The sequence below is a fragment of the Desulfonauticus submarinus genome (assembly GCF_900104045.1).
In the GTDB taxonomy this organism is placed as follows: Bacteria; Desulfobacterota; Desulfovibrionia; order Desulfovibrionales; family Desulfonatronovibrionaceae; genus Desulfonauticus; species Desulfonauticus submarinus.
Genome location: NZ_FNIN01000005.1, coordinates 80,625 through 95,658, shown reverse-complemented (window position 1 = coordinate 95,658; position 15,034 = coordinate 80,625). Strand labels below are relative to the sequence as shown.

The following is a 15,034-nucleotide window of genomic DNA, read 5'->3' as shown; positions in this document are numbered from 1 at the left end:
CACATTATTTTTTTAATTTTTTTTATCAATTCTCTAATGCAAAAAATCTTGAGAAATTATGCACAAGCATTGCCAAGTTTAAGGATTAGGAGTAACTAATTTTTATTTTATGGTCTAAAAAGGAGATATCCTATGAGTAACAAAACCATTAAAATTGGAATCATTTTTTGCACATGTGGGTCAACTTTAGAGGAAAAAATAGATTTTAATTTTTTACAAAAGCAGGCCGAAAATCTTACTTATGTCAACTATACTTTAATTGAACCACTTATTTGCAAACAAAAAAAAGAATTTTGGAAAAGTTTAAAAGGCAAGTTTAATCGTTTACTATTTATTGGTTGCTCTGAGCGTTCTTCTCTAACCTTTACAGAAGACAAATTAAGTCAAATTTTAGATTATCTTGAAATAAACAAGGCTTTTTTTGAAACAGCCAATATCAGAGAGCATTGTGTTTGGGTCCACAAAACAGAATCTTCTAAGGACATTACAGCCAAAGCCTTAGATATGTTAATTATGGCTCATGCTAAACTTATAAAGAATATTCCTGCCTTAGAAACCCAAAATTTAGCTCAAGAAGTCCTAATAGTAGGCGGTGGTGTTGCTGGCTTAAGCACTGCTTTAACCTTAGCAGAGCTTGGGGTTAAAAGCACTATTATTGAGAAAAAAAGTCATTTAGGAGGCATCACAGGACAAATACCTTTTTTATGGCAAAGTGAAGGATCTTCAAGTTTTTGTACTAGTGAATGTGTGCTACCTGTGCTTGCAAGAGACGCTTTATTTTCTGAAAAGGTTGAAGTTCTTACTGAAACAGAAATTGCAGATGTAGAAAAAAAAGATGTAAATTTTCAAATAAATTTAGTTAAAAAGCCAGAATATGTAGACCCTCAACTCTGTATTGCCTGTGGTAAATGTGCTGATATATGTCCAGAAGAAGGGCCTAACCCTTTTGAACTTGGCCTAAAACCTAAAAAAGCAATTGGCAAAGGTCATTTTCTTCTTTTCCCAGATACGTACGCGATTGACGATTCTATTTGCTCAAAATGTGGCAAGTGCGTAGAAGTATGCCCTACTTCAGCAATTAATTTAGACGCAAAAACCAAATTTATAGATAAAACCATTGGCAGCATTGTACTTGCAACTGGTTTTCAGCCCGCAGAACTAAATAAATATAAACACTTAAATCCAAGCAATCCTAAGGTCATCACTCTTACTCAATTTGAAAGACTGGTTGCCCATCGTTTTTTTGGGAAACCACCTATTAGCGTCGTCTTTGTACTTTGTCAGAAAGACGATGTTGGTTATTGCTCTAAACTTTGCTGCACTATTACCTTAAAACATGCTTTTAGAATGGCATCATTTTTTATGGGTACAGAAGTAACAGTACTTTATAAAAACCTAAGACCTATGGGCAGGAATGGTGAACACTACTTAAAAGTAGCTCAAGAAAGGGGAGTTGAATTTATTCAAACAGAAGTAAAAGAAATTACAGGAGATGATTGGTTAGAAGTAAAAACAAATGACGGAGATTTTGAAGCAGATTTAGTGGTTTTAGCAGAGCCTCTTTTGCCAGGCGAGGTGAATTTAATGAGACAATTAGGCCTACAAACTGATGAATTCAACTACCCTATTGAATTCCAACCAAAGGTAGTTCGTCCTGGAGAATCATTGGTAGAACGAATCTTTTTAGCAGGTGCTTCCAAAGGACCAAAAGATGTTCAAGACAGTATAGATTCTGGAGCTAAAGCTGCTTTTAATGCCTACAGTGCCTTAAAAGGAAAATCTCAAAAACATGTCTCTTATATTGATCCAGAAAAATGCTCTCATTGTGGTTTATGTGTGCCTATGTGCCCGCACAGTGCTATTATCCGAGAAGATACCTATCCATATTTCTCTATTGCTTCTCATTTCTGTAAAGGATGTGGCTTATGTGTTAGCACTTGCCCTTCTAAAGCAATTACTTTAAAAAATTTAGAAGATGCCCAGATTTTGGAAATGGTAGACAAGGCATTTTCCCATGCTCAACCCAATAAACCTAGAATACTGGCCTTTTTATGCTATTGGTGCGCATATGGAGCAGCAGATTTAATGGGGCCTAAGGGTTTTGAAATTCCCTTAAATGTTAGAACTATTAGGATTAGGTGTTCTGCGTCTTTTAATATAGATTTGGCTATAGAAATTTTAACCCAGAATAAAGCTGATGGCATTCTTATCGGAGGGTGTCCACCTAAAAATTGCCACCATATGTGGGGAAATTACCTAGAAGACAGAAGGGTAAAAATGGTAAAAGGTACTCTAAGTGCCTTTGGATTAAAAGGAGATAGCCTAAGATTTGAATACATAGGTGTAACTTTATATGATAAATTAGCTAAAATTCTAAATGCTATGAGTAAAAATTTAACTTCCAAGGAGTCATAATGTTTAATCAACAAGAATTAGAAAAATATGCCAAAGTTTTGCTTTGGGGGTTAAAAAAAGCCCGTATAAAACAGTATAAACCTGGAGAGGTTATTCTTATTAAAACAGATAACCAAGCACTTCCTTTGGCAAATATTCTGGTAAAACAAATTTTAGAAATGAGACTAAATCCTGTTTTACGTATAACTTGGCCTCCTGAAATAGAAAAAACATTTTTTTCTTATGCTAATGAAGAACAAATAAAATTTAAAACCCCAGGAGATAAAGAATTATATTCCAATTTAAATGGACTTATTTCTCTTTTAGCACCAGAGTCTTTAACTCATTTAGAAAATATTGATCCTGCTAAAATAGGTTTATTTACTTTAAGCAAAAAATACCTTCGCGAAATATTAGAAGAGCGCGAAAATAATCAAGAATTTGGATGGACTCTTTGTCTTTATCCTACTCAGGAGTTAGCCAATAAAGCGAATTTAGACATTGCTAGTTATAAACAACAAATAATAGAAGCTGTTTATCTGAACTCTGAAAACCCTGTTCAAAAATGGGAAGACATTTATCAAAAAAACAAAAAAATACAAGATTGGTTAAACAGCCTTGATATAGAATATTTGCATATAAAATCTAAACATACAGATCTCTATGTTTATCCAGGAGAAAAAAGAAAATGGATTGGAATATCTGGGCACAACATTCCAAGTTTTGAAATATTTTTATCTCCAGATTTGAGGTTTACACATGGTATTTATTTTGCCAATCAGCCTTCGTATAGAAACGGAAATCTGGTTAAAGATGTATGGTTAAAATTTGAGAAAGGAAAAGTAATAGAAGCTAAAGCCAAACAAGGAGAAGAATTTGTTCGCAAACAAATTGCTTTGGATAAGGGTGCTAGCTATGTAGGTGAATTTTCTCTTACTGATAAACGTTTTTCCAAAATATCTAAGTTTATGGCCAATACCCTTTATGATGAAAACTTTGGAGGAGAATTTGGCAATTGTCATATAGCCTTAGGCGCTTCATATGCTGACACTTATGCTGGAAATCCTAAAGAACTTACTCCAGAACTTAAACAAGAATTGGGCTTTAACGACTCTGGATTACATTGGGATCTTGTGAACACAGAAGATAAAATAGTAGAAGGCAAGTTAAAAAATGGCAAGACCATTACTATTTATAAGAAAGGAGAATTTAATATTAAGTTATAAGCCTAGTTTAATTAAAAATATCCTAAACTTGTTAAGATAGAAAGTTTACTTTCTTTTTCTTTATCTCTACCAGATCTTTCTTCTGAATCAAAGGTGAGAGAAGTGCAGGGCATACACCCCAAAGACCGATAACCTTTATCATACAAAGAACAGTAGGGCAATTTTTCTTTATAAGTAAATGTCCAAATATCTATCTCTTTCCATTCTAAAAGAGGATTCAATTGCATATAAGAAGGAGAGTTTCTCTTTTCAAAACACTGTCTTTTCTCTCTATCAGGATGTTCGTCACCTCTAATTCCAGTAATAAGTACTTCTATTTGTTTTTCCTTAATTGCCTCTTGCAAGGGTAAAATTTTTAAATCCCGACAACACTTTACTTTGTCTTTAGCAATATCATAATGTAAAAGATTTACTTTAGGACGAACGATTAACAAATCTATATTCCATTCCTTTGCCCACTTATCTCTAAATTCTATTATTTCAGGGAATTTTAAACCTGTATCTATATTTAAAGCTTTCACCTTTTCATTTGGATTTTTTTGCTCTAAAAAACGCTTCCACAAAAATAACGCAACTGTTGAGTCTTTGCCTCCGGTCCAGGCAACAAAAATATTTTTGTATTTTTTATAGGCTTCTTCAAAACACTGTTCAGTAAAAATAATTTTAGCTTCTAACCCATTTAACATAAAGTAATTCCTAAATTATTCACAAATATAAAATCATAAAGACTTACTTAAAAACCTAAAAATTATAACTTCTGCATACTCTCTATTTTCTTTGCCAAAACAAAATAATCTTTTCTAACTGTGATTGGAATATTTATTTCTTCATCTAAACTCAAAAAATAAAAAACTTTTGCTAATTCCTGTAATACTTTTTGTTTATAACAAAGTCGTTTTTTATAAGCTTTTAAAGACAAAAGATTTTTTGCTTTTGTCAAGATAAATTCTACTCTATTTTTAACCTGATGATATTTATATACTTTTTCTTTACCAGCCAAGGCAATTTTTTCTAATCGGTCAGATTTGAGTATTTCTTTAGCTTTTTTTACTGCACTTTTTACATTATCTCGTTTATATACTACAATCTCTTTTTCTATTTCAAATAAATCTCTCAAACCATTCTCCACATCTTCTGTTAAAACCACAGCCCCGCAAGCTGCTGCTTCAAAAATCCTAAAGTTCAATTCACCTGCAGCACTTTGATTTAAGACTATTTTACTTCGTGAGTATATAGGTTGATAATTTCCTTGTAAGATAACTAAAGGAAGTTTCTTTTGACAAGCTTCTAAAAAACTTCGTCGATTTCTATTATATACACCATCTAAAGTTCCTACAAAGCTAATTGGAATATCTCTTTTTCCCCCACTATCAAAAGCCCTTTTGGGATCAAAAAATAGTGGTAGCCATTCGATTTGTGTATATTCATTATTTTGCTTAAAAATAGAAAGATAATCTTTTTGAGCTACTAAAAATAAGTCAAAACACGCAGAAAATGGAACATGCCATGGATTACAATATTGATCTATGGAAAATCCAATAGTCAAACATGGCAATAACTCAAAGCCTAATATTGCTGGGGGTTTACAGACATCGTTCCAAACAACTATATCTGGAAAAAAATTTTTTGCCTTTAGAAAGTTTATCAATTCTAAAGGCATTAGAAATTTTTCTAACTTTAAATCACAAATATCATCATATCCTATGGATAAGACATGATGCCCAGCTTTTTTAAACTCATTCAAAAAATAAGTTCCTTCCAAATTTAAAATACGCATAAAAAATCTTTTAGTAATAGTTATAAATTAAACTTCTACCAACTCTCTATTGTTTCTGTCCAGGCTTATTTCATATTCTTCACAATACCTATGCCAGATTGTAGATTAAATGCTCAAATTTTAAAATCTCCAGTTTATTTTTTTATTTTTAAGATAAAGAAACTCTAAAAATTTTAATAAAATAGATTAGGAGCATATATTGTCTATCTTGACATAAAAAAAATTGAACTTATTTTATTTATTTGTTTTACCTAAAAAAATCAATATCCTGTCCCAAAATCCTTTTTTAAAATTTACAAATAAATATCTATCCTTAAAAAGGAGGGTAGATATGTCTATTAAAATAAATATCTCAAAGCGTTTTTTTGAAGCAGGTTCAGACTTACTACATCTCACAATAGGAATACTTTTAATAATTCTAGGCGGAGCATTTGTTTGTCAACTATTTTATAATTTAAAATCATTATTATTTACTAAAGATTTTGCTTATACAACAGCAGTAATTTTAAATAAAGTTTTCTTTGCTCTTATGATTTTAGAAGTAGCCCATACAGTGGTTATTTCATATCAGGAACACATTATAAAACCAGAGCCATTTTTAATTATTGGATTAATTGCCAGTATCAGACGTATTTTGGCCTTAACTTTAAATTTAGTAGAAACACATCCAACAGAACAAGAATTCTATATGGCTATGATAGAAACTGCTGTTTTAACTTTTCTGGTTTTAATTTTAACAATTGGGTTAATGTTATTGAAGAAAAGTACTAACAACAATTGAGTTTAATTTTAGCTAAGGCTTCTATTTCTTCACTCAGGGCCAAAACTTGTTTCAAATCTTTACCCCACACAACAAGCCCATGTTGCTGTAAATAAATAATTTGATATTTCCGACTAGCTTTGGCTACTGCTAAAGCCAATTTTAAACTTCCTGGAGAATAAGGAGAAATTGTAGTAAAAGAAGAAGCAAACATTTTAGATTCAAATAAAGACAAGTCAAATAAATTTTTTTGATTTAAAAATAAGGCATTTAAAAAAGGAGGATGAGTGTGTAAAACCGCCTTAGCTTGGGGTTGATTCTCATATATCAACAAATGCATTTTAGCTTCTGAAGACGGTTTACCTGCATTTAATATCTCTTTGGTTTTTAAATCAAACACAGTAAAATCATTATACTTAAGGTTTGCTTTCCAGGTATTAGTGTTAGTAATAAGTATTCTTTGTCCAGATTTACAACTTATATTTCCACTATAGCCAGCAAATAAACCTCTTTGCCAACCCAAGTGCCCAATTTTTTGCGTTTCTTTTATTAGTTCTAAAGGGAAAAAAATACTATTGGCCTCATTATCCTCTTTTGGCAAACAAGGCTTTAGATCTAACACAGGAGTACCATCTATTGCTTCTATTGGATGTACAATTATTCCATCTTCTTCTATTCGTAAAATTGTTACTTCATGTACGCCTATAGGATTGGGACGATGGGGAGATCTGGTAGCAAACACGCCATGTAAGGGAATCTTTGAGTTTCCTCCTGGATGCACTTTAAGAACATCTCGCTTTGCAAGGTGTAACCAAGTAAATACTAAAACTTTTTGTTTTTTAAATAAATTATCAAGAGCAGGCCGAAAATTAGGATAAATAAAAATCTTTGCAGGTTTTAAATTATCTTGAGCCTGTCTTGGAGCAGAAAAGACATCCTTTAACTCTGAAATTACAAACCCAATCGGATTTAAAACGTATTCCATAAAAAAATAAAAGGGGGCTCTTTCAAGCCCCCTTCCAAGTTATTTTATTTATTTAACTCTTTTTCTTGAGGAAATACAGGCAAATAGCGGTAAGAAAGGCTTAATAAAATAGCTCCATAAGCTATAATCTCAATAGAGGTAGCCCACTCTGCCCAGTTTGGAGTATAAGAATACCATTTATCAAAAGGCATTACAGGCATAGCACAGGTCTGTACTGTGAAAACGAATCTGTTAATAACAACCCCAATACAATCTAAAATAGCAGCAGTATAAAGTAAAAAAGGAATATTTCTAAACTTTGGAACTATCAATAAAATAGCTGGAATAACACCACATATTCCCAACTCAGTCCACAGCAGCCATTTGCCAAAACCAGCCTCACTATTAAACACCTGATCAAAAGTCAGTCCCATTTTAGGTAAAGTATCAGTTGCCCAATACCAAGTATCAATGAATTTGAAAAAGAGATAAAAACAAAGCAAAGAACCAGCAATTTTACCCATTAAAGCTTTAGTTTCATAAGAAACTAACTTTCTTCCTGTAATTTTTTCCATAAGTGCGGCAATAAGCATAGTAAAAGCAGGACCAGAAGCAATAGCAGAAGCAACAAACAAGAAGAAAGTCCAAGGCCAAATAAAAAATCCCTCTCTATAAGCAAATGGACGGCCAAACAAAACTCCATACATTCCACCTAAGGAACCTTGGTGGAAACAAGAAAGAAAAGTTCCTATACCTGCAAAAAGAGGCATAAAAACATGAAAATTATGGGCTAATTTGTGAATAAAAGGGATCTGATTTAACTTTCTATTCTCTAAAATAATAGGAATATATTCAATAATAAGAACTGTACAATAACAAGTAATACAAAAAATAACTTCTGTAAGCATAGAGTGGACATTAGGGTGCCAATATCCAAACCATGCTCTTAGTGGTTGACCAATATCCAAAGTTAAAACCAACATCGCACCAGAATAACAGATAAATCCTACAATAACTGCCAAGTTAATAATATTTTTTAATTCTTCAATGCCCACAATATATTTTAAAAAACCAGAGAAAAATGCACCTGCTCCAAGAGCAATTACAGCCAAATCAAAAGTAATCCACAACCCAAATCCAAAATAATTATCTAAATTGGTTTCAATGAGGCCATGAGCAAAAATACGAAACATGGCATAAAGGCCCCATCCAAAAATAGCAGCCAATATGGCCATCCACACCAAAAACTTTCCTAAAGAGCAACGCTCCACGCCTTCTGGCAACCATTCTCTATCTATCATGGCTTATTCTCCCTTTGTTTTTTCGTTTGGCAGATAATTATCAGCCAAGCGACGAACCCATTCTCTTTCACTGTAATAATAGACCTGAGGTTCTGTGCCCAAACGTTCTAATAATCTAAAAGCATATTTACTTTTAGCCAATTTTGCCACTTTATGCTCTGGATTATTGAGATCACCAAAAGTAATAGCCCCTGTTGGACAAATTTCTGCACATGCAGGGATATAAGCATCTTCTGGTAATTTCATAGGATCTTTACCTTCATACCGAGCCTTCTCTTTTGCTTCCATAAAACGATGATGACAAAAAGTACATTTTTCCACCACACCTCTTGGACGAGGAGAAGCAGAAATATTTAGTGTTTTTTCCATGCCTTTTGGCCATTTTGGATCATACCAATTAAAATATCTAGCATGGTAAGGACATGCTGCCATACAGTATCTACATCCAATACACCTAGGATAAATCTGGCTAACAATTCCCCCTTCTTCATCCTTTTTTGTAGCCACTACAGGACATACAGTAGAACAAGATGGTTTTCCACACTGCATGCAGGGCCTTGGAAGATAAGCAACTTCATGCTCAGGAAAAGGCTTGCCATTACTTAGTTCATAAACCACTATCCAATTTAAAGTCATAGTTTTATCAGACCCGTCTACCATAGGCGCTATATTATTTTCTGCCTGGCACGCAACCATACAGGCCCCACAACCTGTACACTTATCTATATTGATGACCATTCCCCATTTTACTTTAAATTCTATATGTTCCATAACTCACCCCTCTTTCCAATTTTAAGCCCTGACTACTTTTACCTGGGACCTGTTCCATACTTTTAGGCCAGAGCCCTTTTCCTCTGCTATTGTCAACACCTTAAACACATTATCACCTTTTCCGCGCACATACTCATCCCAGGCTTCATGGCCAAAGCCCAAAGGTGCAGCTATGACATCATCCATAACTGTCTCTGTTATATTTACTCTGGCAACACACTCTCTTCCACTGCCTTGCAACTTTACTCTATCATTTTGTTTTAAGCCAAGTTTTCTTGCAGTAGCGCTATTTACTTGAACATAGAGATCTTTGCCATTTAATTCATATTCTTTAACCAAAATAACTTCTGAAGGAGTTAAAGCCTGTTTAATATTTCCTAAATAATTTCTAGCTACTGGAGCTAAAAAGACTCCTTCTCCCTCTGGCATAAGACCATTTTCTAAAACTTTCACTGGCAAACTTAAACTATCTTGATCGATCCATTTATTAGAAGTGTATGCACTACCTTCTATTAAACTATCATAGTCTGCGCCCAATGATTCTGCTTTAGCTTGTAAAACTTCCTCAAAAGTCTCAAATCCTAAATCAAACCCCATAGCTTTTGCCAATTCCAAAATAAAATCTGCTGTTGGTTTAGCATTAACTACAGGCTTAATTACAGGAGCAGAAGCACTATAAATCTCTTTACCTACTCCAAATGGAGTATAAGCATCATCATGTCTTTCTAAAAAGTGAGGATTTGGCAGAATAAGATCACACTTTAAAGCAGTCTCATCCAAAAAAGTGCTAAAACTTACCTTAAAAGGAATCTTATCAAAAGCTTCTGCTACTTGAGAGGCCTGAGGCAACGCATACACAGGATTAGCTTCATACACTAAAAGAGCATCCACTTTTTTTGAACCACCAGCAACATTTGCTAAAAATTCAGGAAGTACTTTTTGGTTTAACTCGCTTCTAAGTGGAGCACTTTTTATTACCTTATTTTCGGGTAAAGCTACTAACCCACCTTTTTGATTAAAATTACCCAACAAAAAGTTAACCAAAATACAGGCAGCCCATTCAAAACTGCCACTACCCTGACCAAAATCAGAACCAATTACCACACAAGGAGCCTTGGCTCTCACTAATTCTTGAGCAAGCTTTTTAAGTTCAGAAGCTCGCACACCTGTTTTTGCTTCCACTGCTACTGGAGTATATTTGGAAAGAATAAAATCTCTTACTCTAGCAAAAGAAGAAAGAGATGCAGCCTTGCCCATCTTAAGCAAATAGTAAGCTATACCAAGGGCTAAAGTTCCTTCTTGACCAGGATAAGTTGGTATCCACTTATCCACTGCAGCAGCTGTACCTGTTTGTACTGGCCCTGCATAGACATATTTGCCTTTTTTAGAAGCAAATGCTTTTTGATTTCTTACTACTGGACCACAACTAGAAAGTATGTCTGCACCCAAAACAAGCACATAATCAGAATTTTCTATATCAAAACCAAGTTGTCCTTTACCACCCATCATCTTCCAGGCAATACTACTTACTTGGCCATCACTTGGCATAAAGTAAAAATCATCACTGCCAAGTAAAGCTAAAAAGCCAGCTAAAAGCTCACTGGCAGAACCATTCTCATCTCCACTAATGCAAGCTACTTTTCCGCCGCGAAGCTTCTCGTCTAAAAGTCTTCTAGCTTCGTCCCAAGAAATAGGCTCTAACTTTCCTCCATTATTTTTTACCGGTCCTTTTACCCTTGCAGGACGATATAAAAGCCTAACTGCACAAGAACCAAGAGGACACACACCGCCTTGGCTCAAAGGATGTTCTACATTACCTTGGGCAGTTACTGGCCTTTTACCTACTTTATGAATTGAAAGACCACACCCAGCACCACATAACTTACACACAGAAGCCACTTGGCTCCTTTCACCGTATTTAAGCTTTGGAATCCATGGCCAATTTTGTGACCAAATGGACACATCATCTAATGTTTTCCAGGGAATAGGCGTACACAAAGTGCCTACTGCACCACCTACCAAAAAGGTAATAAATCCTCTTCGATCAAGTCCCATTTTCTCACCCCTCATTTATTTATGACAAACATAGCAGGCATTACTGGCCCCTTTCTGGGCATGACACCTTTCACACTGCCACATCTTCATTGTCTGTTTACTATAACCTGTAATTTTATTCTCATAATACACTGGAGGTGTGTCACTATTTCCCACATCAGGATGACACGTTGTACAATCAAAATCCTGATGCGCAATATGGGAAAAGAACACATTGTCGGGCTGTTTCTGATAGATAAGCCAAGGAACTTCCTTTTCTTTATTCACATATTCCTCTACAAATTTAGCTTCTGCTGGATCTTCTCCCATTACCTCAGAATGACATTCTGCACATTTCTCTGTGGTTGGAATACCTGCAAAAGAACCATCCTCCCGAAATAGATGACATTCATCACAGGCCATTCCCTGATCTTCCACATGAACCTTGTGACTGAAGCGAATGGGCTGAACCTTTTCACTATAGAGCATCTTGGGAAACAGCCACCATCCCACAATCAGTGCCCCCACAAAACCGACCACAAAGGGAAGCACCACACAACTTTTGCCTTTTGCCACTTTAATACCCTCCCTACCGCTAATTTTTTGAGCAAACCTTCAAGCAACCCAACTAAACAAACTAAATTTGGCTCACCTTATGTAAGGAGGCCAAATTGTGTCAAGGAAGTTTAAGAAAAAATTCACATGCCTTTTTAGTAAATTTTTCAAGAAATTCAAGAGAAATTTAACCTCTTTTTATTTTTTTCGACCATATATATCTTCAAAACGAACAATATCGTCTTCCTCTAAATATGGACCTGACTGAATTTCTATAATTTCAACAGGAACTTTCCCAGGATTACTTAATCTATGTTTACAGCCCTTAGGAATATCTATAGATTGATTTTCTGTAAGTAAAACAACCTTATCTTCTACTATTACTTCAGCCGTACCTTTTACTACCACCCAATGTTCACTTCTATGATAATGCATTTGTAAACTAAGCTTAGCCCCTGGTTTTACTTCTATACGCTTTATTTTATAAAACTCTCCTTCTTCCAAAATAGTATAGCTTCCCCAAGGACGACGCACTGTAAGATGAGCCTCTACTAAGTGCTTATCCTTTTGTTTTAAAGCCTTAACAACATCTTTTACCTTTTGCACCTGACTTTTAGGAATAACTAAGGTTGCATCTCTGGTTTGGACAACGATTAAATCTTTAAGTCCAACTGCTGCTAACTTACTTCCATAAGAAAAAAGCAAACTATTCTCACATTCCAAGGCTAATACATCTCCACGAATAACACAGCCTTGCTCATCTTTATCTCCCAATCTATAAATAGCCTCCCAACTTCCTAAGTCATCCCACCCAAAACTAGCAGGAACAACTGCTACATTTTGAGCACCTTCCATAATCCCATAATCAATAGAAATATCTGGAAATTTAGAATAATTTGCTAAAAGAGGGCTTTCTTTTCTTCTCTCCCAAAAACTCCATAACTCTGGCTGTTGTTTTTCTATTTCTTGCAAAAACAGTTTACCTTCAAATACAAACATTCCACTATTCCAATAATATCTACCATCAGAAAGAAACTTCTTTGCCTTTTCCAAAGTTGGCTTCTCTACAAAACGCTCTACTTTAAATCCTTCTTCTTTTAAGGATGGCCCCACCTTAATATATCCATAACCTGTCTCTGGCTTATGGGGCTTAATACCAAATGTCACTAACCAACCTTTTTTCGCCAAATCATAACCAATAAATAAATCTTCTACCCAAGCATCCTCATCTTCTACTTGATGATCAGATGGAAAAACAGCAAAAACACTTTCCTCTGGTTTTTTACTTGAATCTAAACCAACCAAAACAGCGGGCAAAGTATTCCTGCCCATTGGCTCAGCTACCACACCTATCTTATCTTCATTACAAATATCTTTAATTTGATTTTTAACCTCAAAAATATGTTCCTCATTAGTAATAATTACAATATTAGATGGAGAAAATGCCTTTAATGCCCTTAAAACTGTCTGCTGTAAAAGGCTTCTTTCTCCATTTAAACTCAAAAGCTGTTTGGGCATAAGCGCACGAGAAAGGGGCCACAGCCTGCTCCCTGATCCACCTGCCAAAATAAGAGCATAAAAATCTTTCTTTTTCATAGTTTTTCCCTTTTTAAAAATTTCCAAAAAAATCTATTCTTGGTTATATTTTTTACTCTTTAACTCTACAATATTCCTTTCTCTACTATCAAACTTTATTCCCACTAAATATATCTCCTTACCTTCTGATTTATATTTTTCATAATACTTCTTTTTTAATATTTGTTCTATTGCATCTTCTTTACTATCTACTTTAAACTCTATAATAACTATCATTGTATCTGTTTTTATTGTAATATCTATTCTTCCTTTATTTGTAGTATCTTCTGCGACTACATCATATCCAAGAGCCTTTAAATAAACATAAATAACACTACTATAATATCCTTCATATCTAGATAGTACATTATTTACATAATTTTCATAAGGAATTGAAGAAAATATAGACTGAAGTATCTCCTTAAATTTCTCAAAATCTCTATTATCTAAAGCAATCAAAAGATTCTCTTCGTACAATCTTTTTTCATATCTCTGATTAGTCAAATAATCTATAAATAATTCATGCAATGAAAATTGAATTTCTAAATTAGGAATACACAATCTATAAGTTATACGACCGAACTTATCTATTATTTTATCCTTAAACGTTAAATACCCTGTTTGCCATAAAAGAGCTAAAATATCTATATATTCTACATCGAAAATATCTAAACCCTCTTCTGAAATCAAGGCATTATCTAACTTTGGCAAATAATAATTTGTTTCCTTTAATTTATCTATTAAAAACGATGGATTTCCTGTACTCCACCAATAGTTTCTAAACTCATATCCATTAGCTATAAAAAGTAATATATCATAGGGGTTATATATTTTTTCTCCAAAATAATTATAACCATTATACCACTTTTTTACCTTTTCCAAATTTACGTTTTTTAAATGTTCAAAAAATACATTTTCTAAGTCATTATGAGTATATCCACAAATTTCTCCATATTCTTTTATTACTGTAATATCTCTTAGGTTGTTTAAACCACTAAATAAATTTAATTTAGAAAATTTACTCACACCTGTAATAAAGACAAATTTTATATATCTATCACTATCTTTTATTACTCCATACAAATTCTTTAATATACTTCTTGCTTTAATTGCTAATTCCTTATTAAGGATATTATCTAAAATAGGCTTATCATACTCATCTATTAAAATCACTACTTTATTTTTATACTTTTCAGATACTTTAACTATTAATTCTTCAAAACGACCTCTAATATCTTTTTTATGTAAAGAAGTTACTTTCAGTTCTTTTTCATTTCGTTCAAATATCCTATCTATTTCATTAAAAATTATTTCTTCAGTTATATAATCTCCACTACCAAAACTTATTTTTATAACAGGATGAGGTTTAAAATCATATTTATCATAAATATAAAGACCCTTAAATAATTTTTTATTTCCTAAAAATATTTCTGCTAAAGTATCTAAAAATAAACTTTTACCAAACCTTCTAGGACGAGACAAAAAATAATATTCTCCTTCTTGAATTAATCTTAAAGCAAAATTGGTCTTATCTACATATACACAACCTTGCTCTCTTAATTTACTAAACGTTTGAATGCCTATTGGAAGTTTTTTCATTTTACCACCATATATATAGTAATTATTGAAAATTTAAAATTAATTTTAGTTAATAAGACTTATGAATAAATAAACATA

Annotated in this window: 12 protein-coding genes; 3 read left to right on the top strand and 9 right to left on the bottom strand. The window is 33.4% G+C overall.

Features of this window, described 5'->3' with window-relative positions; translation table 11 throughout:
* Positions 1-132: 132 nt before the first annotated feature.
* Together BLP60_RS06345 and BLP60_RS06340 are read left to right on the top strand one after the other, a co-directional pair.
* Complete coding sequence (locus BLP60_RS06345) at positions 133-2,415, top strand: FAD-dependent oxidoreductase (protein ID WP_200779113.1); 2,283 nt, start codon at positions 133-135, stop codon at positions 2,413-2,415.
* Positions 2,415-3,620, top strand: coding sequence for an aminopeptidase (locus BLP60_RS06340; protein WP_092065149.1), 1,206 nt, complete (start codon positions 2,415-2,417; stop codon positions 3,618-3,620). Before BLP60_RS06345 ends, BLP60_RS06340 begins: the two co-directional genes overlap by 1 nt.
* An 11-nt stretch (positions 3,621-3,631) precedes the next feature.
* On the opposite strand, the gene BLP60_RS06335 is transcribed toward BLP60_RS06340, so the two are convergent.
* Positions 3,632-4,306, bottom strand: a complete 675-nt coding sequence (locus BLP60_RS06335) for a phosphoadenosine phosphosulfate reductase family protein (protein ID WP_092065146.1) — start codon at positions 4,304-4,306, stop codon at positions 3,632-3,634.
* Between the two features lie 62 nt (positions 4,307-4,368).
* The gene (locus BLP60_RS06330) at positions 4,369-5,397 is read right to left on the bottom strand and encodes a glycosyltransferase family protein (RefSeq protein WP_092065143.1); all 1,029 of its coding nucleotides are present in this window, start codon (positions 5,395-5,397) and stop codon (positions 4,369-4,371) included.
* Between the two features lie 331 nt (positions 5,398-5,728).
* On the opposite strand from BLP60_RS06330, the gene BLP60_RS06325 reads away from it, so the two are divergent.
* Entirely contained in the window at positions 5,729-6,178 is a 450-nt protein-coding gene (locus BLP60_RS06325) for a phosphate-starvation-inducible PsiE family protein (RefSeq protein ID WP_092065140.1), read from the top strand.
* On the opposite strand, the gene tsaA is transcribed toward BLP60_RS06325, so the two are convergent.
* The 7 genes from tsaA to BLP60_RS06290 all read right to left on the bottom strand — a co-directional run bounded on the left by tsaA (position 6,165) and on the right by BLP60_RS06290 (position 14,956).
* The gene (tsaA, locus tag BLP60_RS10590) at positions 6,165-7,142 is read right to left on the bottom strand and encodes a tRNA (N6-threonylcarbamoyladenosine(37)-N6)-methyltransferase TrmO (RefSeq protein ID WP_159427697.1); all 978 of its coding nucleotides are present in this window, start codon (positions 7,140-7,142) and stop codon (positions 6,165-6,167) included. The two genes, BLP60_RS06325 and tsaA, sit on opposite strands and share 14 nt — an antisense overlap.
* A gap of 44 nt (positions 7,143-7,186) precedes the next feature.
* The gene (gene qrcD / locus BLP60_RS06315; protein ID WP_092065137.1) at positions 7,187-8,422 is read right to left on the bottom strand and encodes a menaquinone reductase integral membrane subunit QrcD; all 1,236 of its coding nucleotides are present in this window, start codon (positions 8,420-8,422) and stop codon (positions 7,187-7,189) included.
* A 3-nt stretch (positions 8,423-8,425) separates the two neighbouring features.
* Positions 8,426-9,193 carry a menaquinone reductase iron-sulfur cluster-binding subunit QrcC gene (gene qrcC, locus BLP60_RS06310; protein WP_092065134.1) on the bottom strand — a complete coding sequence of 256 codons (768 nt, stop codon included), beginning with the start codon at positions 9,191-9,193 and terminating at the stop codon, positions 8,426-8,428.
* Positions 9,194-9,214: 21 nt separating this feature from the next.
* A complete protein-coding gene (gene qrcB, locus BLP60_RS06305; protein WP_159427696.1) occupies positions 9,215-11,248 on the bottom strand; it encodes a menaquinone reductase molybdopterin-binding-like subunit QrcB in 2,034 nt (677 codons plus the stop codon).
* A gap of 15 nt (positions 11,249-11,263) precedes the next feature.
* Positions 11,264-11,803: a menaquinone reductase multiheme cytochrome c subunit QrcA gene (qrcA, locus tag BLP60_RS06300; protein ID WP_092065128.1), complete on the bottom strand. Its 540-nt coding sequence runs from the start codon at positions 11,801-11,803 to the stop codon at positions 11,264-11,266.
* Positions 11,804-11,980: 177 nt separating this feature from the next.
* Positions 11,981-13,378, bottom strand: a complete 1,398-nt coding sequence (locus tag BLP60_RS06295) for a mannose-1-phosphate guanylyltransferase/mannose-6-phosphate isomerase (RefSeq protein ID WP_092065125.1) — start codon at positions 13,376-13,378, stop codon at positions 11,981-11,983.
* A gap of 33 nt (positions 13,379-13,411) precedes the next feature.
* Positions 13,412-14,956, bottom strand: coding sequence for an ATP-binding protein (locus BLP60_RS06290; protein ID WP_092065122.1), 1,545 nt, complete (start codon positions 14,954-14,956; stop codon positions 13,412-13,414).
* Positions 14,957-15,034 lie beyond the last annotated feature (78 nt).